The organism is Atribacteraceae bacterium, from assembly GCA_035477455.1.
Taxonomy (GTDB): Bacteria; Atribacterota; Atribacteria; order Atribacterales; family Atribacteraceae; genus DATIKP01.
Genome location: DATIKP010000045.1, coordinates 1 through 20990 on the forward strand (window position 1 = coordinate 1; position 20990 = coordinate 20990).

The window sequence follows — 20990 nt, forward strand, 5'->3', positions numbered from 1 at the left end:
GTTCTTCGAAATACCGGAAGATACGTTCTTTCAGTTCAGCTTTGGAAGTGACCCGGATTCCCCGCAGGAAGCTCTGGGCCATCTTGCCGAAGAAGGATTCAATCAAGTTGAGCCAGGAGCCGTGCTTGGGCGTGAACACAAAGGAGAAGCGGTTGGGCACGGTGGCCAGATAGGCCCGGGTCTCCTTGGAGATATGGGAGGAGTGGTTGTCCAGAATGACGTTGATGGTCATGTGCGGGGGATAGCGTTGGTCCACCAGCTCGAGGAAGGCCACGAACTCCCGGCTGCGGTGCCGGTCTTCCACGGTGGCCAGGATTTCACCGGTCAACAGATCAATCCCGGCCAGGAGACTCACCGTCCCAAAGCGTTTGTACTCGGAATCCCGCTGGAAAGTGGGGTGGGTACCGGGACAGGGAGGCAGATCCTCACTGGTGCTGCCGATGGCCTGGAGTCCGGGTTTTTCGTCATAGGAGAGATACGCTCCCAGTGGCTGCTCCTCCCCCTGGGCGATCAACTGGACGGTGTGGTACACATGGAGCACTTCAGCCATTTTCCGGTCGAACTCGGGGTCCCGTTTCTCCAGGTAGTAGCGGATGCGATGGGGCTTGACCTGGTAGCGGGAGAGGATCTTGGAGACGGTCCCCCGGGCGATGTGTTCCAGGCTGGGATGACCCGCTGCCCGGCAGTGGGCGCGGATGTGGTCGGCCAGGAGCCGGGTGGTCCACAGTTCGAAGCTGTACCCCAGATCCTTGGGTTTCTGACAAGCCAAAGACACCACCCAGGCCCGGGCCTCAGGGGTGATGGAGGGTGGTTTACCGGGACGGGGCAGATCGTCCAGGGCCCGCTCCATACCCAGCTCCAGGGCCTTGTTGATGGTCCGCTCCACCTTCACCCGGTTGGTGCGCAAGGTGCGGGCTATGGCGGAGATGGTGTCTCCCCGGTAATAGCTCAGGAGTATTGTCGCTCGTTCCACCCGCTGATGAGGTTCGGTACGGGAGCGGGTCAGTGTTTCCAACGTGTTCACCTGTTCCTCGCTTATTTTGAGTTTTGCTTTACGGCTGAGAAAAGGCATCGGACATATCCTCCTTGAGGTAGTATACAGGAAGGATATATCAAAGGGTTACATTATGCAATGTTATTTAGGAAACGATGTACTAGGTGGTATCGCCAAGGGATATCTGGTTGACGTACTGCAAGGACTCCCCAAGAGCCGCAGGGTCTTCTCGACCTTGATCAATGCCGGAGGAGCCGTGTATGCCCTGGAACGAGCTGCCCGGGTGGACATTTCTCATCTCCGTGAAGTAGATCTGATCGGAACAGTGGTTCTCAGCCCGTTCGACGGTTATCCGAATCCTTTTTCCGGCGTGATCGTGGCGTCCAAAACGACCACGGAGAGCGGCATTTTATTCACGGCTGTTTTGGCTGGAGGCCGTGGCGCATTCCGGCTGATAGTTGAGAGTTTTCCAAAGGTGGCTATTCTCGCTATGACAAATGATAGGACATTGATCATGAATCCGCAGAGTGCGGAAATCTTTATTCCTTTTTCCGGTTCTGAAGAGAAGAATCCGGGATCATGAAGGCTGTCGCCCAGCAATGCCTTCCGGAAGCGCCGGATAAACCCCGGATACTGGAACAACGAAAGCGATTGACAGATTCAAAACCATGAGAAATAAACTTATTGTTCTGACGGTGATCATCGTGATTGCCATTCAATTGGTCCTTTTTACCGTCCGCGGTGGTGAACCGGCTCATGTTTTCGGTGCATTACGCCAGGTAACGGTTCCTTTCAGCCGGGGTTGGCGTGTTGTGGAGCGGGGTCTGCAGGGATGGAAGGATTTTTTTACATCGAAAAATCAATTGCTTATCGAAAACCGTGGTTTAATCAATGAATTGGGACAGCTCCAAAACGAAAATTCACTGCTGGTAGAAAGGATTCGGGAATTATCCATGATGATGGAGGCGGCGCTCATTGAAAAAAAGATCCCTTTTGAAGTGATCCCAGCCCAGGTCATCGCTCGCGATCCCTATGACTGGCTGGGAAAAATCATTGTGGATCGAGGTATACGGGATGGAATTCGTAGCGGATTGACTGTAGTGACCTACCAGGGAATGGTTGGACGCATAGAAGATGTCTACGATTCCTACTCTGTTGTTCGTCTGATCCTCAGCCCTAAACTGGCTACTGGAGCCGTTATCCAGCGTACGAGAGATATTGGTGTAGTCGTTGGCGACGGGGGGGGGTTGTGTAGCATGAACTACATCTACCGCACTTCGGAAGTAGAAGTGGATGATCTGGTGGTCACCTCCGGTCTAGGTATCAGCACACCACGGGGAATCGTCATCGGACGGGTCCGGGAGGTGAAAGATATCGATGGAAGCCTCTTTAAAGAGGTATCGATTGAACCCGCCAGTGATTTTTCAGTCCTTGAATACCTCTTTGTCATTCGGAGTGCACGCGGGGATGATTAAGACCATCCTGGAGTATGCTCTGGCGGCGGTGGCGTGCATCATATTCATCACTGCAAAAAACAATTTGCTTACCTGGTTTTGGCCCCTTCTCTCCGAGATGAACATCCTTTCGGCGTTCGTTCTATTCGTCCTAGCCCGGGAGAAGCTATGGATCCTGGCAGTTGCGGTTGTCCTCACGGCTGGATTTCTGCTGGATGTCCTATCCTTTTCACCTTTCGGGGTAAACCTATTGTTTGCGTCTTTTCTCTCTGTTCTCGGCTTTATCTGGATTCATCTATTCGAGAAAGACGCACTTGTCCTTGGTGGTTTTTTTCTGGCCGTACCACTGTTCGACTGGTTTTTCATACATTTTATCTCCGTTCTGACCGGTTCGGTACGCAGGGTATCGTTAGAGTATGTCCTGGTTCTTCTTCTGAGTATTCCAATTAATATTCTACTCTTTATGTTCTACCGGTTTATTCTTCCAGAACGCGAGGCCGACTATGTGGAATGAACAGCCGAAAATCCGGATCGAAAAGCGTATTGAAATACTTCTCTGGATTTTTCTGGCAGCATTCGCTTTTCTGGTTATCAGACTCTGGTACCTCAGTATTTTGGAAACCGCTCTGTACCAGCAAAAATCGGAAATGAATCGGATCCGGATAACTTCGCTTCCCGCACCGCGGGGCAATATTTACGATCGCTATGGAAAAATCCTTGCCCAGGACATGCCCCATTATGCCGTCTCCTATTTGCCCGAAAATCTCGAAATGTCTGATATAGTTTCCCGGCTGGAGCGGGTTATTGGACGGTCAATTGATAATCTTCCCCGGGAACGCCCCTCGGGGGAGATCTTGCTCATTGACTCCATTACCTTTGAAGAGGTGATCCGGATCGAAGAAGCGAAACAGGATCTTCCGGGTATTATGGTCGAAGTACGACCCAGTCGTGTATACCCAGGTGACGACACTCTTTCTCATATCATCGGCTATATAGGAAGCATCGGTAAGGAAGAACTGCGGGAAAAAGGCCATCTCGGGTACGGCGCTGAAGACTTGATCGGCAAAAGCGGTATAGAATTATACTATGAAGAGGTCCTCCGGGGCGAGAAGGGCTACCGCCGAATCGAGGTAGACGCTTTGGGTAAAATTGTTCGCATGCTCGATGTTCAACCCCCCCGCTTCAATAACTCGTTGGTTTTGACCGTTGACTATGAATTCCAAAAATTTGGCCACGAACTCCTGCAAGGGAAAAGAGGGGTAATCGTAGCCGGGAAACCGCAAACCGGCGAGATACTGGTTATGGCCACTTATCCGGCATTTAGCCCGAACCGATTGGTGCAAGGACTCACCCATGAAGAGTGGACCCGCCTGATTGAAGATCCCCGCCAGCTTTTTCACAACCAATCTCTACAGTCTCTCCATCCTCCCGGATCTATCTTCAAGCCTCTGCTGGCTCTGGGAGCCCTTGAAGAGAACCTGGTCGACGGGAATCAGCGAATTTTTTGCCCGGGGTATTTCGACTACAATGAGTTTCGATACCATTGTTGGCGGCGTTCCGGACATGGTGCACTCAATCTGGTAGAAGCAATCGCCGTTTCTTGTAATATCTTCTTTTTCCATCTGGGCTTAAAAATCGGTCCAGTGGGGATCAACCGATGGGCGGCAAACTTTCTCTTAAACAGTGGATCGGGAATTGATCTGCCTGGCGAGAAAATTTCCCTTTTTCCCGATGCCCGCTGGAAACGACAACGTTTTGCCGAAAGATGGTTTCCGGGGGATACATTGAATTATTCCATTGGACAGGGGTACCTTTTGATGACGCCTTTTTCCATGTACCGCCTGATCGCCGGCATCGCGACCCGAGGGACGCTTTATCAACCCCATCTCTTGAAACAAATTATTACTAACGATGGGACGCTCGAGCGCGTGAATACACCAAAAGTCGTAAAAAAACTCACCCTCAAGGATTCCACCTGGCACTTGGTTCAAGAAGGAATGAGGCAGGCAGTCCGGAATGGGACCGCCCAGATGTTAGGGGATCTGCCCGTAGCCATAGCGGGGAAAACCGGAACGGCTCAGAATCCGCACGGAGAGGATCATTCCTGGTTTGGCGGATTTTTCCCGGCCGATAACCCAGAGATTGTCTTGTTGGTATTCATTGAACACGGCGGGGACGGGAGCGGAATTGCAACGCGAATCACCAGATCAATGATCGAATGGTATCTGACCCACCGGGGAGGCAGATTATGAAAACCGAACAAATCCTGATCACTGCAACCCTGCTCCTATCGGTTCTCGGCATAGTTGCCGTGTACAGTACTGATCCTTTACGAGAGCATGGATTCGGAACCGCCAGCTTCTACGGGCGGCAAATCATCTGGGCCATCCTTGGCTGGGTCATTTTTATCGCTATACGGCAGATCGATTACCACTGGTTTTTGAAGCTCCACTGGCCGCTGTATTTTTTTGTTCTCCTTTCTCTTATCGCCGTCCTCGTCTATGGCTCCGGGAGCGAAATCGGTGTTCGCAGCTGGTTAATCTACCGTTCCGTACAGCCATCTGAATTTGCCAAAGTCGGATTAATCATTTTTTTGGCTTCCTATCTCTATCGTCAATCCCACCTGATCCAAAGCTGGAGTTTTTATATCCAGTTGGCTATCCTGAGCATGATTCCCAGCTTTCTCATTTTCATCCAACCAGACCTCGGGACCACACTGATTCTGGTGACTCTGTGGTTTTGCGCTATAGTTGTCAGCGGCTTCCACTGGAAAAAGATCATGTTCAGCCTCGCTTTTTTGGGAAGTCTGATTCCCATTTTATGGCCTTTTCTGGCCGATTATCAGAAAAATCGCCTCCTTTCCTTCATCGACCCACACCGAGATCCCTTGGGAAGTGGATATAATGTACTGCAGTCGAAAATCGCCATCGGTGCCGGAGGCTTTATGGGTGACGGACTTTTATCGGGATCGCAGAGCCAGTTGCGTTTTTTACCAGCCCGCCATACCGATTTTATTTTCGCTGCCTGGTGCGAGCAGCTAGGATTTTTAGGAGGTACCTTGCTCATTTTTTCCTTTATGGTCCTGGTGTGGGCCATCATGCATATAGCCCGAGAAGCGAAAGATATTGAGGGAAAATATCTTACGACTCTGATCGCGGCGATGTTCGTCTTTCAAATTTTGGTCAATGTGGGTATGAATATAGGTATAATGCCGATCACCGGGTTGACTTTGCCCTTTATCAGCTACGGGGGGAGCTCTCTGGTTATTAAAATGATCGCCCTGGGCTTAGTGTGTAGTGTCAACCGCTTCAAAGGAGAAAACTAACTGGAGGTATGCTCTGTCAATGTAGTGCAGACAAGGAGATCATCTATGCATGACAAGCGGATACAAAATTTTGTTGAGCGGGATTCCGCTCTGCTTACCGTTCAAAAACCGGCTAGGTATATCGGCCGGGAGCTAAATAGTATCAGCAATGGCCATAAACCGGCCGATATTGAAATTGCCCTGCTTTTTCCCGATATCTATGAAATCGGGATGTCCAATCTGGGGTTAAAGATCCTGTATTTTCTCTTTAATACTATGCCTGGGGTCATTGCCGAGCGGGCTTATCTTCCTTGGCCGGACATGGCTTCTCTCATGCGTCAGGAGAAAATCCCCCTCTATACCCTGGAGCGGAAAAAACCGGTCCGCATGTACGATGTGGTTGGCATCAGCTTGCAAAGCGAATTGAATTATGTCGGGATCCTCGGACTACTCGATCTGGCTGAGATTCCCCTATGGAGTTCTGATCGGAGAGAAACAGATCCCCTGGTGATTGCCGGCGGCAGTGCGTTGTCCAACCCGGAACCGGTTGCTCCTTTTTTTGATGCGCTGCTGATCGGAGAAGCTGAAGAGGTGGTATTGGAGTTAATCACGGTGTTACGGGAAACCCGGGGGTTGAAACGACCTGACCGGCTGGAGGTTCTGTCGGAAATTCAGGGCATCTATGTCCCTTCACTCTACCGTGTCGTCCACCGTCCAGACGGAACATTGGACAGTGTCGTGAGCGAAAACCGGCGTGCTCCATCCCGGGTACTCCGGAGGTGGGTAGCCTCCCTTGACGAAATGCCGTATCCAACCCGGGTCATTGTTCCCTACATCGGCATTGTCCACGATCGGGCTCCGCTGGAAATTTCCCGGGGATGTGCCAGAGGATGTCGTTTCTGTCAGGCAGGTATGTTTTACCGCCCATATCGGGAACGTTCCCCGCGCGTTATTGATAATTTGGCCCGGGAAATGATCGATTATACCGGCTTCGAAGAGCTGTCTCTTTTGTCCCTGAGTAGTACCGATCATTCCTGTATCGAAGAGATTATCAGCGACCTGTCAGCAAAACTCGCCCCACGCAAGGTCAATTTGTCCCTTCCGTCCCTGCGTATGAACTGTTTTTCCCTGAACCTGGCCCGGCAGCTCCAGCGAGTTCGTAAAAGCGGATTAACCTTCGCCCCGGAAGCGGGGACTGAACATTTGCGCCGTATCATCAATAAAAACCTTACCGATCAGGATATTCTCAAGACTATCGAACAGGTTTTTTCTGCAAACTGGCAACGGCTCAAGCTGTATCTCATGATTGGCCTACCCGGCGAACGGGATGAGGATATCGCCGGGATCGTCCGGTTGCTGGAAGAAAGCTATGCGCTGGCGAAAAAGACAGCCGGAAAACGGGGCTTTGAGATTCAGGCCAGCATTTCCGCCTTTGTGCCCAAACCGCATACGCCTTTCCAATGGGCCTCTCAAAATTCTCCGGAAGAACTCGAAAGTAAAGTGTCAATAATCCGTTCCGCAGCGAAACGAATTGGGAAATCAGTTCGCGTGAATTGGTCGGATTTCCGGATGAACCAGTTAGAAGCCGCTCTGGCGAGAGGCGACCGGCGTATGGCGAAAGTCCTGGAGCGGGTCTATCATAAGGGCGGTTATCTTGAGGGGTGGAGCGACTGGTTCTCTTATGATCGTTGGGAACAGTCGTTCGCCGAGGAAAACCTGGATATGGCAGCTTGTGCTGGACGGGAACGCCCGCTCAACGAAGCGTTCCCCTGGGAAGTGGTTTCCATCGGGGTCAGGCGGTCGTTTCTCGAAAAGGAGTGGTTGTCTTCCCGGGAAACAGTGCCGACTGCCCGTTGCGTTCCCGGGAGTATTTGCCATGATTGTGGAGTGTGTTTCTGATGAACCCGGAAAACGTTCGGATACGTCTAAAGCATCTGAAACTGAAACCGTTTCATTTTTTATCTCAACTGGACATCGCTCGCCTTTGGGATCGGGTTATCAGGCGAACATCGCTCCCTCTTGCTTTTTCACAAGGCTTCAATCCCCGCCCGCGTATTTCATTCGGTCCGGCCTTGGCTCTGGGTATTCAAAGTTTTTCCGAATACGTGGAACTAACGTTCCAAAAACCGGTCAGCCCGGAAAGAGTCTTTTTTCTTTGCCGTCGGGAACTGCCGAATGAGATGCGGCCCGTCGAAGCCATCAAACTGCTCCCGAGCGCTCCTGGCCTGATCAAGGCGACCCGCGGAATCACATACCGTTTTATTTTCACTGGATCATACCAGGAACGCCCGGTATCTCTCGAAACACCGTGGCTGGTGGAATGGGATAAACCAGTCTTGGCGCGGAACAGTTTTATGTTATCATTTGTATTCATAGGGAAAGACATACAACTTAGCCCAATCAAATTCAGCACCTATCTCAAAGAACAGCTATCATTTCCTTCCCCGACAGAAATAATAAAGGCAAACGTCCTTTTTGAAAGTTAGACCGGAGGTTGTTTAGGTGAAAAAGGATCTGATTATCGATATGTCGGAAATCGAAACACGAGCCGCTTTATTGGAGGACGGGAGGGTGGTCGAATTCTTTTTCGAACGGGCGACCGAATCCCGCTTGGCCGGCAATATTTTCAAGGGTATCGTGGAAAACGTTCTCCCCGGGATCCAGTCGGCTTTTATCAATACTGGTTTCGAAAAAAATGCCTTTCTTTTCATCGGTGATGTTTTATTCGATGAAAAATCGAAACCCAAACGGATTGAGGAATTATTCAAAACCAGCCAGGAAGTGATTGTCCAGGTCGCCAAAGAACCGATGGGCACCAAAGGTGCCCGGATCACCACCAAAATCACCCTCCCTGGCCGGTACGTTGTGATCATGCCGGGGATGGATACCGTCGGTGTTTCACACCGGATTTCCTCAGCTGATGAACGAGACCGCTTGAAACGCTTGGTCGAGCGGGTCCGGTCTCCGGATACCGGGATTATCGTTCGAACCGTTGCGGAGGGGAAAAAGATGGAAGATCTCCGAGAGGATATCGAAAACTTGGGACGTTTGTGGAAAAGAATTCAAAAAAAGGCGGAAATCATTTCTTCACCGGCGATTCTTTATGAAGAAGCCAGTATTTTATATACCTTGGTGCGGGACGTTGTCGATGACGATCTGGCGAATCTCTGGATCAACTCGTATTTTGGATACCAGAAACTCAAGGATTTTGTGGAGTCGATCATCCCCCGTCTCAGCAACCGTATACGGCTATTCGACAGCCGGGAAAACATTTTCGACCATTTCGGCTTAAATCGGGAAATTGAAAAAGCCTTGAGCCGAAAAGTCTGGCTGAAAAGCGGAGGATACCTGGTTTTTGACCGGACTGAAGCGATGACCGTTATCGATGTCAATACCGGAAAATTTGTGGGGAAAAAAAACCTCCAAGAAACCATTTTAAAGACCAATTTGGAGGCGGCTCAGGAAATCGCCCGTCAGGTCAGACTCCGCGACTTGGGCGGCATTATTTTGATCGACTTTATCGATATGGGACGCAAAGAACATCAAAAAGAGGTGGTCAGAAAACTGGAATTGGCCTTGTCCTGTGACCGGACTCGTTGTACAGTAGTTGAAATGAGTGAGCTGGGTCTGGTGGAAATGACCCGTAAACGGGTCCGGAAGAACTTGGATTCGATCCTCCGAGAATCATGCCAATGTTGTGACGGTGACGGAAAAATGCCTTCGCTCGAGACTGTAGCCATTCATTTTTTGCGTAAACTTGAAGAGATCTGTCGTCATTCCACTTCGACCACCATTGCTTTTCTGGTTGGCGAAGATTTGGGTATGTATCTCGACCAACATGGAAAGAAATTCATTGATAATCTGATGCGCGTCTATACCAAGGAAATCGTCTGGAACACCGACAGCGCCGTGTCTCCCCGCCGATACACTATAACTGGAGTTGGTGAGGAGGCAATTCGGGAAAGCCTTTTTTCCGAAGCACCGCCAGCTTAGGTTTTTTACTCCAGACGCTGGCTAATTGGATACTTGCCCGGACCAGATTGACAAAAGAAAAGTTTATATGGTACATTTCTTTCCGAAATTAAGAAGGATTGAATGGCGCGAGCGTCAAAAAAACTCAACGGGATAGGACCGTTGGGTTTTTTACTTGTTACCGCTTTTCGCCAAACCCCGGTTACGCTACTTTCACACACAGCGCCAGGGAATGGCGGGAGACATAAGGGTTGCCTATACAACCGGAGCGGTGACCCGTAAACCAGGGAGGTGTTAGGGTGTTTGCGATCATGGAAACAAATGGAAAACAGTATCCCGTGCGGGAAGGAAGCATGATTCAGTTGGACAGTTCTAGTAAGGAGCGTGGCCAGGAAATAGTTTTTGACCGGATTCTGATGATTCGTAACGGGGAGCAGGTGGATTTTGGAACCCCTTTCCTGAAAAATGCCCGGGTAAGGGGACGAGTTATGAGAACCGGTAAGGCCCGTAAGGTTGTGGTATTCAAGTATAAACCGAAAAAAAATTACCGGAAGAAAACCGGCCACCGACAGCCTTTGATGCTGGTACGGATCGACTCGATCGAAAATTGAAGCTTTCCATGACTGGGTAGGAAACTGGATCTTCGAAACGAAGGCCGTGGAACAAAACCTGTAAGGAAGGTGGTATGGTCATGGCCCATAAAAAATCGGGCGGTAGTGCGAAAAACGGCCGGGACAGCAACGCAAAAAGACTCGGCGTAAAAGCGTTCAGTGGACAGTTCGTAAGGGCGGGAAGCATTATTGTCCGTCAGCGGGGAACCAAGATCCGGTCCGGAATGAATACCGGCCTGGGGCGAGACTATACCCTTTTCGCCACCCGGGATGGCTTTGTTGATTTCCATGAAAATAAAGGAAAGAAAACCGTTTCGGTGCTTGAAAGACAGCCGACAGTTGAGTCATGAGGTAATCATTGTTTATCGATCGTGCTCAGTTATTCATTGAATCTGGAAAGGGTGGTGATGGTGCAGTCAGTTTCCGACGGGAAAAATATGTTCCCCGCGGAGGCCCGAATGGTGGGCGGGGCGGAAACGGTGGAAATGTGATCTTGCGGGCTTCCGGCCGGAAAAACACCTTATACGATCTCACTTTCCAGTCCAGGTATCAGGCTCAGCCTGGTATATCCGGTCGAGGAAACAACCGATCCGGAGCAAATGGACAGGATTGCATCATCGAGGTTCCGATAGGAACACAGATCTTTGACGAGGCCAGCGGCCAGATGTTGGCCGACTTGCTTCAGGAGAACGATACGGTGATTGTGGCCCGGGGTGGTCGAGGAGGGCGGGGAAACGCGACGTTCCGGACATCGGTCAACCGAGCCCCCCGATTTGCCGAAAAAGGTGAACCCGGAAAGGGACGCCTTATTCGGCTGGATTTAAAGCTGATTGCCGACGTCGGCATCGCCGGGCTTCCGAACGCTGGAAAATCGACCTTTCTGGCTGCCGTCACCCGAGCTAAACCGCTCATAGCGGAATATCCTTTTTCCACCCTTCAACCGAACCTGGGCATGGTCGAACGCCACGGTCAAAGACTTATGTTGGTTGATATTCCAGGCATTATCCAAGGCGCACACCAAGGAATAGGCTTGGGGCTCCAGTTTCTACGCCATATCGAACGGACCCGCTTCTTGCTTTTCCTAATCGATGTTTCACCCCATGCCAATGTGAGTCCCCGTGAGGCCTACGGAGTGTTGAAAGATGAGTGCAGCCGGTATTCCTTGACCTTGGCTGAAAAACCCTATGCTGTAGTCGGGACCAAGCTCGACCTCGCAAAAGACCGCCGCGGTCTGAACGAGCTTGAGCAGATTGCCTTGGCAAACCAACTTCCGATCTTTGGAATATCCGCACCGACCGGCTTAGGGATTGCTGAGCTTCTCGATTTTCTGGTGCTTAAATTAAGTGAGCTGCCGAAAGGCGAGGCAGTCTCGACTGTTTCCCACGAGCTCGTACCCCAACCCATGGTTTTAACCGAAAAAGAATACCGTTTTCAATCTCCATTTCTGGAAGGGATCCTCCGGGAAACCGAGCCCCTCGACAAAGAGGGTCTGACCCTGCTGAACCGGAAATTGCAAGAAACCGACTTTATCCGTTATCTAAAGCCTCTCCGGGAAAACTCGATCGTAAATGTCGGCTCTATCAGATTCGTCTGGGATGGACGGAAGCTCAAGCTCTCCGAATCCAGTTCAGAAAATGTTCAGTGATTGGACGAAACTCATTGTTGTAAAAGTCGGTTCATCGTTGTTGGTTGACGGAAACAATATCAGCCGGGATCGGCTCGGGCAACTTGCTGAAAATATCGTCAGGATCCGCCAGAGAGGCAAGCAGATGATCCTGGTTTCCTCCGGGGCCATGGCTTGCGGGATGAGTGTCATGGGGATCCGGGAAATGCGCCGGGATATTCCCTTCAAACAAGCCATGGCGGCAATCGGACAGGTTATTCTTATGGAACGCTATTCAGAGGTCTTTGCCAGCCACTCGGTCCCGGTTGCCCAAGTTCTCCTTGCTCCGGAAGATACCCACAATCGTTCAAAATATCTCAATGTCCGGAATACGTTTGAAAGCTTGCTCACCCTTGGCGTTTTACCCATTGTCAACGAAAACGATACTGTAGCAGTGGAAGAAATCAAGTTCGGGGACAATGACCGGCTTTCTGCGTTGGTCGCTTCACTGGTCGATGCGCACTTGTTGGTGATCCTCTCGGATATCGAGGGCCTGTATACCACCGATCCGAAAAAGGACCCCCACGCGACTTTCATTCGCAAAGTCGATTACATCGATAAGATGATCGAAGACATGGCCGGTGGACAAGGCAGTGTTTTCTCTGCCGGTGGGATGAAAAGCAAGATCACTGCCGCCCGTATCGCCACATGGTCCGGTATTGGCACAATCATCGCCTCCGGAAAAGACTTCTCGATCCTTTCCGACATTCTATCCGGTAAGGAACGAGGGACTTATTTTTCACCACTTCCCAAGGCTCTGCGCAGTCGCAAAAGGTGGATTGGATTCGGCATGATATGCCAGGGAACAATCATAGTCGATGAGGGAGCGGAAAAAGCCATTTCTGGAAACAAAAGCCTCCTTCCGGCCGGCATCACCGGTAGCGTAGGAAGTTTCGAGCCGGGGGACTGCGTTGAAATCCGTGGAAAAAGCGGAAGATTGATCGCCCGGGGATTAGTGAATTATTCATCGGATGAATTGAAGGCGATCAGTGGGTGCCATTCCGATCAACTCCAAAAAAAGTGGCCGGACAGGGTGGCTTCTCCGGAGGTCGTCCACGTGGATAATTTGGCTCTTTTTCCCGAAGATGAGGCCAAGGGAGAAAGGGAATCGCGATAACAGCAATCGATTGTATTTCATTACCGGAAAAAAAGGGGGGGGCTGATCATGGTTAGCCGGTTCCATGACTTAGTCCGAGCGGTGAAAAAAGCTTCATATATCCTGATGAATGCAACGGCAGAGCAAAAAAACACATTTCTGGAAGTTCTGGCTGGAAGACTAGGGGAAGAGTCAGGAAATATTCTCATTGAAAATAAACGAGACCTTACCGCGGCGCGGATGGAAGGGATGAAGGTTTCTCTTACCGATCGTCTGGTGCTTGATGAAAAAAGGATCCAGGCCATGGTCGATGGATTACGAAATGTGGCCTTGCTCCCCGACCCGATCGGTGAAATCGTTTCCGGGGTGACCCGGCCCAATGGACTGATTATCGAGCGCATCAGGGTTCCTCTTGGCGTTATCGCCATTATCTACGAAGCCAGACCCAATGTAACCATCGACAGTGTCGCCCTGGGTGTGAAAGCGGGGAACGCCCTCGTTCTGCGGGGCAGCCATTCGGCTCGCCACTCCAATCGAGTCCTGGCCGACCTCTCCCGTCGTTGCCTGGGGGAAACGGGCTTGCCGGAGAACGCTGTTTTGCTCATCGAGAGCGAAAGTCACCAGGACGTCCAAGAGCTTCTTTCGTTGCGCGACTGTATCGATGTAGCTATACCCCGGGGGGGGGCGGGACTGATCCAGTCAGTCATAGAACACTCGCACATCCCGGTGATCGAGACCGGAGTAGGTAACTGTCATGTCTATATCGAAGCGAGCGCGGATTTCCCCATGGCCGAAGCTATTCTGATCAACGCGAAAACTCAACGGCCCAGCGTGTGTAACGCTGCGGAAACTCTGTTAGTCGACGAAGCCATCGCTCAGGGTTTTCTTCCTCCTTTAGCCGAAGCTCTGGGGGCGCGGGGAGTGGAGTTAAGGGGATGCGAAAAGACCATGGCCATTCTTCCTCAAGCCAAACCAGCAAGCGAGGAGGATTGGTGGTGTGAATTTCTGGATCTCATCCTGAGTGTGAAGATCGTTTCCGGGATCAATGAAGCAATCAGCCATATCCATCATTACGGCTCCCGTCATTCTGAGGCTATCGTAACCAGCGATTACCGTCAGGCTCGCCGTTTTCTGGCAGAAGTCGATGCGGCAGCGGTGTACGTGAACGCCTCGACCCGTTTTACTGACGGTGAACAGTTTGGCTTGGGTGCCGAAATAGGGATCAGCACCCAGAAACTCCATGCCCGGGGACCTATGGGTTTACGGGAATTGACGACAACGAAGTACATCGTATACGGGAATGGTCAGATACGACAATAAACAGGATAGTTCTTTCTTGGTGAGGAGCTGAAAATCTTGCCGAAAAAGGGTATCATGGGCGGCACCTTCGATCCCATTCACCACGGCCATTTGGTCGCCGCGGAAGAGGTCAGAGATTTTTTTCATCTGGAGGAGGTTGTTTTTGTCCCGTCAGCCCGACCGCCGCACAAGCTTAATCAGCACATTTCCGACCCAATTCATCGCCATCTGATGTGTGTGCTGGCCACTATCAGTAATCCGCATTTCATCGTTTCGTCAGTTGAAATCGAACGGAAGGGTCAATCCTATTCCATTGAGACCATTCGATATTTTAAGAAACAATGGGGAGGAAAAACCGAAATATTCTTTATCGCCGGAGCCGATGCCTTTTCCCAAATTAGCACCTGGAACAATTCATCAAGCCTCCTTGAGGTGTGCACATTTGTCGTCACGACCCGGCCGGGATTTATGTTCTCCTCCTTATCGGATCAATTCCGGGAAAATGTCAAGACCATTGAAGTGTCCGCCCTGGCGATTTCATCTTCAGAGATCCGCCGGCGGGTGTCTCGGAAAGAAACCATAAAATATCTCTTGCCGGAAGCGGTGGAAGACTATATTTACAAGAACGGACTTTATTGTGAGGTCCGCTGAAGTTCGCCGTCTCTGGCTTGTATGCCCGCACCCAAGTGCTATGACCACTGTCTCGTAACGGTGAAGAAAGTGAGGCGTCGAACAAGTCGGTATGGCTTGGACGCGGGTAAGTCTACCCGGCCGATCTCTATAAACCAGGCGTTTTATGCGTTTATGCCGCCTCGGTTTTCATGGCCGCTAATTTCGGCGGAACGGATTGGCTAGTTCTGATGGCTAATGCTATCCGGTTACCGTCTATAAAAATGTGAATTAGTTTGATAAAATACTGTTAATGGCCGATCTCAGTGAAACTGGCCGGGAGTAGCTCGGCGTGGAACGGGTGGCTTGAAAATTGAATTCGGCTTTCTCATGAGACGAGAGAAAACAATCTATCCGGAGAGTCGGGATGTCTTCGAACATCCTGATGTAAAACATCATGAAAAGGAAATAAACGATGCCGAAAACAAAACGAGAAAAGAAACGGCGAAGTTATAATTTTATTTTTCTGTTCATCGGCTTTTTTATTGGTTTCGTCGTTCTTTTCGTTTTCAATGTTCCCTTTCGGGATCAGATCTTCAAACGGGTCATGGGAGTTGATTCTCCTGAAGACACCATTATATTAGTCGTCGGTCAGGATGGTATCAACCCGGTCCGTAGTGACACGATTATCCTGGTTTGTTTGAATACTGAAGCCGGAGAGGTCCTGTTTCTCTCCGTTCCCCGGGATTCTCGTTTATACCTTCCCGAGCGGGGGTATGATAAGGCCAACCACGCCTATTCCCGGGGAGGTGTCGAGCTCTTGCGAGGCACCCTGGAAAACGCTTTTCAAATGGTGATTCCCCATTTTGTGGAAACGGATTATAAAGGATTCAGTAAGATCGTCGACGCCCTGGGCGGCGTAGAAATCGATGTAGAAAAAGATATGTATTATGTCGATCGGGCCCAGGATTTATATATCAACCTATCTGCCGGCCGGCAACGGCTGGATGGGGAGAAGGCTTTGCAATACGTTCGCTATCGAACCGACCCTCTGGGAGACATCGGTCGTATTGAGCGCCAGAAAACCTTTATCCAAGCCTTGATCAAGGAAATGGAGAATCCCGCCCATCTTCCCCGGTTTCCCCAAATCATCAACGAACTACGCAATGCCTTTCACACGAACATTCCAGCGGAAAGTATCATCAGTCTAGCTTTATGGTATAAAGGGTTGAGCAGCGAGAACCTCTCGCTTGAAACACTCCCGGGTAAAGCGACACATATCGGAGGTGTCAGTTACTGGGAACCGGACCTCGTCAAGAGTCGTACGCTGATCGAAGAATTTTTTGCCCGGGAGAAGGTACTAAATGACAGCTAAGGAAAAAATCCAACGCATACTGGAAGCAGCCGAATCAAAAAAAGCCTATGACTTTACTCTCCTGGACCTTCGTGAAATGTTTCCGTTGGCCGATTACTGGGTGGTGATGAGCGCGCCAAGTGTCATACAAACCAAGGCGATAGCGGAAGCGGTCCAGACAAAAATGAAGGCGGAAAACCTTCTCCCACACCACCGGGAAGGGCTGGAAAGCGGCGAATGGATCCTTCTCGATTATGGAGACATCCTTGTTCATATTTTCCGCCAGGAGGAACGGGAATTTTACCAGCTGGAGAAAATATGGCGGAAAGCAGCCATACTTTATTTGCAAAGAGAAAATATCGACAGGCTGGATCAAATCGGTTGACAGAGCCTTTCAGGCTATGCTAACGTATTTGCCCGGGTTTGAATAGCCTCCGTCGTGGAGGCTTTATTTTTGTTTACAGCGCTAGTTAGAAATCGCTGATGGTTTTAGAGGAGACAACAAACGCCGGATGGTCTTTATATATCTTCAGAAGAGAAGGGAGATCAGGAAAATGCCAAAGAAGTTCTACCAGATTACATCAGAATCAGTCACTGAGGGCCATCCCGATAAAATAGCCGACCAAATATCTGATGCAATCTTGGATGGGATCCTTGCCCAGGATCCCCGAGGAAGAGTCGCGGTCGAAACCCTGGTCGCCACCGGCCTCGTCTTAGTTGCCGGACAAATCAGTACCGACTCGTACGTCGATATTCCCCGGATTGCCCGGAACACGATACGTGATATTGGATATACCCGGGCAAAATATGGATTCGACTATGAAACATGTGCGATTTTGACCGCCATTGACGAACAATCTCCCGATATCGCGTTGGGTGTTAACCGCTGCCTCGAAGCGAAAATGGGAGAAACGGTGGAAAATCAGGAGTTTCTCATCGGGGCCGGCGATCAGGGCATGATGTATGGCTATGCCTGTAACGAAACACCTGAATATATGCCTTTTCCCATAGCTATGGCTCATCGGTTGGCCCAGCGGTTGGCGGAGATGCGCAAAAAGGAGGTTTTGTCTTTTCTCCGGCCGGATGGAAAAACCCAGGTGACTGTTGATTACGAAAACCACAAACCGGTTCGGATCAATACCATCGTCGTTTCATCTCAGCATCATCCCGATGTGAACCTCGCCGATCTTTCCCGGAGTATCGAACGGGAAGTGATCGAACCGGCCATCCCCAAAGAATATCTCGATAAAAATACCAGAATTCTGGTCAACCCCACCGGCCGGTTCGTTATCGGCGGTCCGCAGGGCGATACCGGATTAACCGGTCGTAAGATCATTGTGGATACTTATGGCGGGATAGGAAAGCACGGTGGTGGCGCCTTCTCTGGAAAAGATCCGACAAAAGTGGACCGGTCTGCTAGCTATGCCGCGCGGCATGTGGCCAAAAACGTTGTCGCCGCAGGGCTCGCCGACCGCTGTGAATTTCAACTCGCCTATGCCATTGGGGTCGCCCACCCGGTCTCTACGTCTGTAGATACCTTTGGAACCGGCCAAATAAGCGACGCTGAAATTCTGGATATTATCAGTTCGGTTTTTGATCTCCGCCCCGGTGCGATAATCAAAAACTTGAATCTGCGACGCCCGATTTACAAGAAGACCGCTGCCTATGGACATTTCGGGCGGAATGATATCGACTTTGCCTGGGAGAAAACAGACCAAGTCCAAAATATTAGAAATCTAGCCGGCCTCTAGGTTGGAGAAAAATATGGTCTGTCGCAAAGCGATGAGCGGCCTGCAGAGCATTCTTGACCGAAAAATACCCGCATTGTTTGTGGGAAATTAGAAAGGGTTGCCATGGATTACGATGTCGCCAACCTCGATTTGGCTCCGGAAGGGAAAAAGAAAATCGAATGGGCCGAGCGGGAAATGCCGGTTCTGGCCGGGATCGCCAGTGAATGGCAGAAAAATAAGCCCCTGCAGGGCTTAAAAATTGCCGCCTGTCTCCACGTCACTTCCGAGACGGCAGTGTTAATGAACGCATTAGCCACCGGTGGGGCCGAAATCAGGCTATGTGCTTCAAACCCGCTGAGTACCCAGGACGATGTCGCCGCATCCCTGGTGAAGGACTACCATATCGGAGTTTATGCGATCCGGGCGGAAAACCGGGATACTTATTACCGACACATCAATGACGCTCTTGCCATCCATCCCCAAGTGACCATGGATGACGGGGCCGACTTGGTTTTCACGCTCCGTAAATCCGCTGAAACCTCGATCAGCCAGGTCATCGGAGGAACCGAAGAAACGACGACCGGGGTGATCCGCCTGAAGAGCATGGCCAAAGAAAATCAACTCCAGTATCCGATTATCGCGGTCAATGACGCTCAAACGAAGTATTTATTCGATAACCGCTATGGTACCGGCCAAAGCACTTTTGAAGGAATTCTGAGGTCGACGCATACCTTAATCGCCGGAAAAAAAGTCGTGGTCGCCGGGTATGGGTGGTGCGGCCGGGGAGTCGCTCTCCGGGCGCGCGGCCTGGGGGCCCGGGTCGCCGTTACCGAAGTGGAGCCAATCAAAGCCCTGGAAGCCCTGATGGATGGTAATGAAGTGATGCCTATGGACAAAGCCGCTTCTTGGGGAGACCTCTTTGTAACCGTTACTGGAAATATTTCGGTCATTCGCCGTGAACATTTTCTCGCAATGCACGATGGAGCGGTACTGGCCAACGCTGGCCATTTTAATGTGGAAATTGATATCGATGAACTTGAAAAGCTCTGCGTAAACAAACGAGAGGTCCGCCCTCTGGTCAATGAGTATACGCTTCCGACCGGTACGAAAATATCCCTGCTTGGTGAGGGACGCTTGGTGAACCTGGCCTGCGCGGAAGGTCATCCCGCCTTGGTCATGGATATGAGTTTCGCTAACCAGGCCCTATCGGTTGCCTATATTAAGGAACGCGCCGGACACCTAAGGAACACCATATACCCGGTTCCTGAGGAAATCGATCGGAAGGTGGCCTATCTCAAGCTGGAATCGCTGGGTGCACGGATCGATATGCTGACCCCCCGCCAGGAAAAATATCTCGCATCCTGGGAAGAGGGAACTTGATTTACGATTGAGTACAAGGCGAAGGGAAGGTCAAATACATACCTTGTCTCTGAGGCAGAATGCGTAGTACATTTCCCCTGCTTCACCAACGGGTGAGGCCACTAGTCCAAAGGGAGGTCTTTTTATGAAACCGTACGAATTAGGTTTAGTTATCAAGCCAAACGCAACCGATGAAGATGTCCGGGTTACCCTGGAAAAAATCAAGACCCTCATCACCAGAGAAGGAGGGGTTATTGAAAGAACCAACGTCTGGGGAAAGCGACGATTGGCCAGTCTTATCGAAAAACAAACCGAAGGAATTTACGTATTTATCAACTTCAGGACCGCTCCGCAGAATATTCATGAGATAACCCGGGTGATTCGTTTAGCGGAGATGATTATCCGCCATATCATTGTCAAGGAAGAGGGCAAAGCCATCCGGCCGGTACAGACCGCTGCTTCCCAAACACCTACGGCACCCCAGGAGGCTGATGCGCTTTTGGAAAGCCCGTTGGAAGAGGGATATGGAGCCGAGGTTCCGCTTGCCTCCCCAGAACCTCAATAAGATCTTTCTAATTGGCTGCATTATTGGGGGAAGCCTGATCTACGGTATTCAGCCCTCCGGTCTCCAGTGACCACCCTTAATTGCGGGTGGGTAGGAGTCCTGTTCTTTCACGGTGGTCGCGGATCAAGTACTGTTCAACAATTACAGTTTTGTTTTCAGAGAAGAAAGAATAACAGGCTATTAGGCGGTAGGCTTTTAGTTTTTTAGGTAAAACAAAAACTTACATTGGTGTTACCTAAAAGCCCAAACGGCTAAACATCTACAGCCTGTATTTACAGAGGAGGATTAATGAGCATGCCAACACTAAAAGAAGGTGGAAAACGGTTTTTCCGGCGTGGCCGCAAAAAAGTGTGCGCGTTTTGTATGGACAAGTCGCAAATCGACTATAAAGATGTCAACCGCCTACTGAGGTTTTTGAGTGAAAGGAAGAAAATTATGCCCAAGCGGGTAACCAGTAACTGCGCCAAGCATCAGAGAGAACTGGCGATTGCTATAAAGAGAGCCCGGGAAATCGGATTGCTACCTTACGCAGTTGATTGATGCAACCAAGTCATGAGGTCATTTAGGCCGAGTGTTGAAGGAGCATTTCTTGCCGCCCTAACTGTTGTACTCTATCTGGCGTCCATTTACGTACCGATCCTTGGGTTTCTTCTGACTTTTCTCTGCCCCCTGCCGGTCATGTTTCTGGTCATCAGGTGGAACCTCCGAACCGGACTCCTTGCTTCGGCGGTAGCCACAGGTATTGTTTTTGCTTTTGCGGGAGTGATGCAGGCCTTGGTTTCTTTCATTGGTTTTTCCTTGGTCGGTATGGCTATGGGTGTTTTAGTTCGTAAAAAGACCTCTTTTTTTGAAGTGATTGGTTTCAGTGCCGGTGTTTCAATCCTCTCCAAGCTGGCCTTGATCGGTTTGGCAATCGCCATAACCGGCCTTCACCCAATCACGACGAATATCGCCATTATGGAGGAAGCGTTTGAACGGAC

General features: G+C 50.5%; 21 protein-coding genes. 20 read left to right on the forward strand and 1 reads right to left on the reverse strand.

The annotated features are described in order from the left end of the window. Positions 1–1072 (reverse strand): IS630 family transposase (locus tag VLH40_02565; GenBank protein ID HSV30892.1); only part of this gene is annotated, 1072 nt, incomplete at its 3' end. A 55-nt stretch (positions 1073–1127) separates the two neighbouring features. Here VLH40_02565 and VLH40_02570 point away from each other — a divergent pair. From VLH40_02570 to VLH40_02665, 20 genes are all read left to right on the forward strand, one after another. Further along, positions 1128–1577: an FAD:protein FMN transferase gene (locus tag VLH40_02570; GenBank protein HSV30893.1), complete on the forward strand. Its 450-nt coding sequence runs from the start codon at positions 1128–1130 to the stop codon at positions 1575–1577. An 85-nt stretch (positions 1578–1662) separates the two neighbouring features. Beyond that, positions 1663–2469, forward strand: a complete 807-nt coding sequence (mreC, locus tag VLH40_02575) for a rod shape-determining protein MreC (GenBank protein HSV30894.1) — start codon at positions 1663–1665, stop codon at positions 2467–2469. Beyond that, complete coding sequence (locus tag VLH40_02580; GenBank protein HSV30895.1) at positions 2462–2962, forward strand: hypothetical protein; 501 nt, start codon at positions 2462–2464, stop codon at positions 2960–2962. The genes mreC and VLH40_02580 overlap by 8 nt, the downstream gene beginning before the upstream one ends. Beyond that, the gene (mrdA, locus tag VLH40_02585) at positions 2952–4700 is read left to right on the forward strand and encodes a penicillin-binding protein 2 (GenBank protein ID HSV30896.1); all 1749 of its coding nucleotides are present in this window, start codon (positions 2952–2954) and stop codon (positions 4698–4700) included. The genes VLH40_02580 and mrdA overlap by 11 nt, the downstream gene beginning before the upstream one ends. Then, positions 4697–5773 (forward strand): rod shape-determining protein RodA, encoded by a 1077-nt coding sequence (gene rodA, locus VLH40_02590; protein HSV30897.1) that lies wholly within the window; start codon positions 4697–4699, stop codon positions 5771–5773. Before mrdA ends, rodA begins: the two co-directional genes overlap by 4 nt. Before the next feature lie 45 nt (positions 5774–5818). Continuing rightward, a complete protein-coding gene (locus VLH40_02595; GenBank protein ID HSV30898.1) occupies positions 5819–7651 on the forward strand; it encodes a TIGR03960 family B12-binding radical SAM protein in 1833 nt (610 codons plus the stop codon). Between the two features lie 603 nt (positions 7652–8254). After that, complete coding sequence (locus VLH40_02600) at positions 8255–9745, forward strand: Rne/Rng family ribonuclease (protein ID HSV30899.1); 1491 nt, start codon at positions 8255–8257, stop codon at positions 9743–9745. A 278-nt stretch (positions 9746–10023) separates the two neighbouring features. Then, on the forward strand, positions 10024–10335 hold the full coding sequence (gene rplU, locus VLH40_02605) for a 50S ribosomal protein L21 (GenBank protein HSV30900.1): 312 nt from the start codon (positions 10024–10026) through the stop codon (positions 10333–10335). An 80-nt stretch (positions 10336–10415) separates the two neighbouring features. Then, entirely contained in the window at positions 10416–10685 is a 270-nt protein-coding gene (gene rpmA / locus VLH40_02610) for a 50S ribosomal protein L27 (protein HSV30901.1), read from the forward strand. Between the two features lie 8 nt (positions 10686–10693). After that, on the forward strand, positions 10694–11980 hold the full coding sequence (gene obgE / locus VLH40_02615) for a GTPase ObgE (protein ID HSV30902.1): 1287 nt from the start codon (positions 10694–10696) through the stop codon (positions 11978–11980). Continuing rightward, positions 11970–13115, forward strand: a complete 1146-nt coding sequence (gene proB / locus VLH40_02620; protein HSV30903.1) for a glutamate 5-kinase — start codon at positions 11970–11972, stop codon at positions 13113–13115. The genes obgE and proB overlap by 11 nt, the downstream gene beginning before the upstream one ends. A 48-nt stretch (positions 13116–13163) precedes the next feature. Then, positions 13164–14414 (forward strand): glutamate-5-semialdehyde dehydrogenase, encoded by a 1251-nt coding sequence (locus tag VLH40_02625; GenBank protein HSV30904.1) that lies wholly within the window; start codon positions 13164–13166, stop codon positions 14412–14414. 36 nt (positions 14415–14450) lie between these two features. Further along, a complete protein-coding gene (nadD, locus tag VLH40_02630) occupies positions 14451–15044 on the forward strand; it encodes a nicotinate-nucleotide adenylyltransferase (protein HSV30905.1) in 594 nt (197 codons plus the stop codon). Between the two features lie 433 nt (positions 15045–15477). Continuing rightward, positions 15478–16377, forward strand: coding sequence for an LCP family protein (locus VLH40_02635; GenBank protein HSV30906.1), 900 nt, complete (start codon positions 15478–15480; stop codon positions 16375–16377). Further along, complete coding sequence (gene rsfS, locus VLH40_02640; GenBank protein HSV30907.1) at positions 16367–16741, forward strand: ribosome silencing factor; 375 nt, start codon at positions 16367–16369, stop codon at positions 16739–16741. The genes VLH40_02635 and rsfS overlap by 11 nt, the downstream gene beginning before the upstream one ends. 169 nt (positions 16742–16910) lie before the next feature. Next, positions 16911–18107: a methionine adenosyltransferase gene (metK, locus tag VLH40_02645; protein HSV30908.1), complete on the forward strand. Its 1197-nt coding sequence runs from the start codon at positions 16911–16913 to the stop codon at positions 18105–18107. A 102-nt stretch (positions 18108–18209) separates the two neighbouring features. Then, the gene (locus VLH40_02650) at positions 18210–19466 is read left to right on the forward strand and encodes an adenosylhomocysteinase (GenBank protein HSV30909.1); all 1257 of its coding nucleotides are present in this window, start codon (positions 18210–18212) and stop codon (positions 19464–19466) included. 124 nt (positions 19467–19590) lie between these two features. Continuing rightward, a complete protein-coding gene (rpsF, locus tag VLH40_02655) occupies positions 19591–20010 on the forward strand; it encodes a 30S ribosomal protein S6 (protein HSV30910.1) in 420 nt (139 codons plus the stop codon). A gap of 294 nt (positions 20011–20304) precedes the next feature. Next, positions 20305–20550, forward strand: coding sequence for a 30S ribosomal protein S18 (gene rpsR / locus VLH40_02660; protein HSV30911.1), 246 nt, complete (start codon positions 20305–20307; stop codon positions 20548–20550). A gap of 12 nt (positions 20551–20562) precedes the next feature. Then, a partial coding sequence (locus VLH40_02665; protein ID HSV30912.1) for a DUF2232 domain-containing protein occupies positions 20563–20990 on the forward strand: 428 nt, incomplete at its 3' end.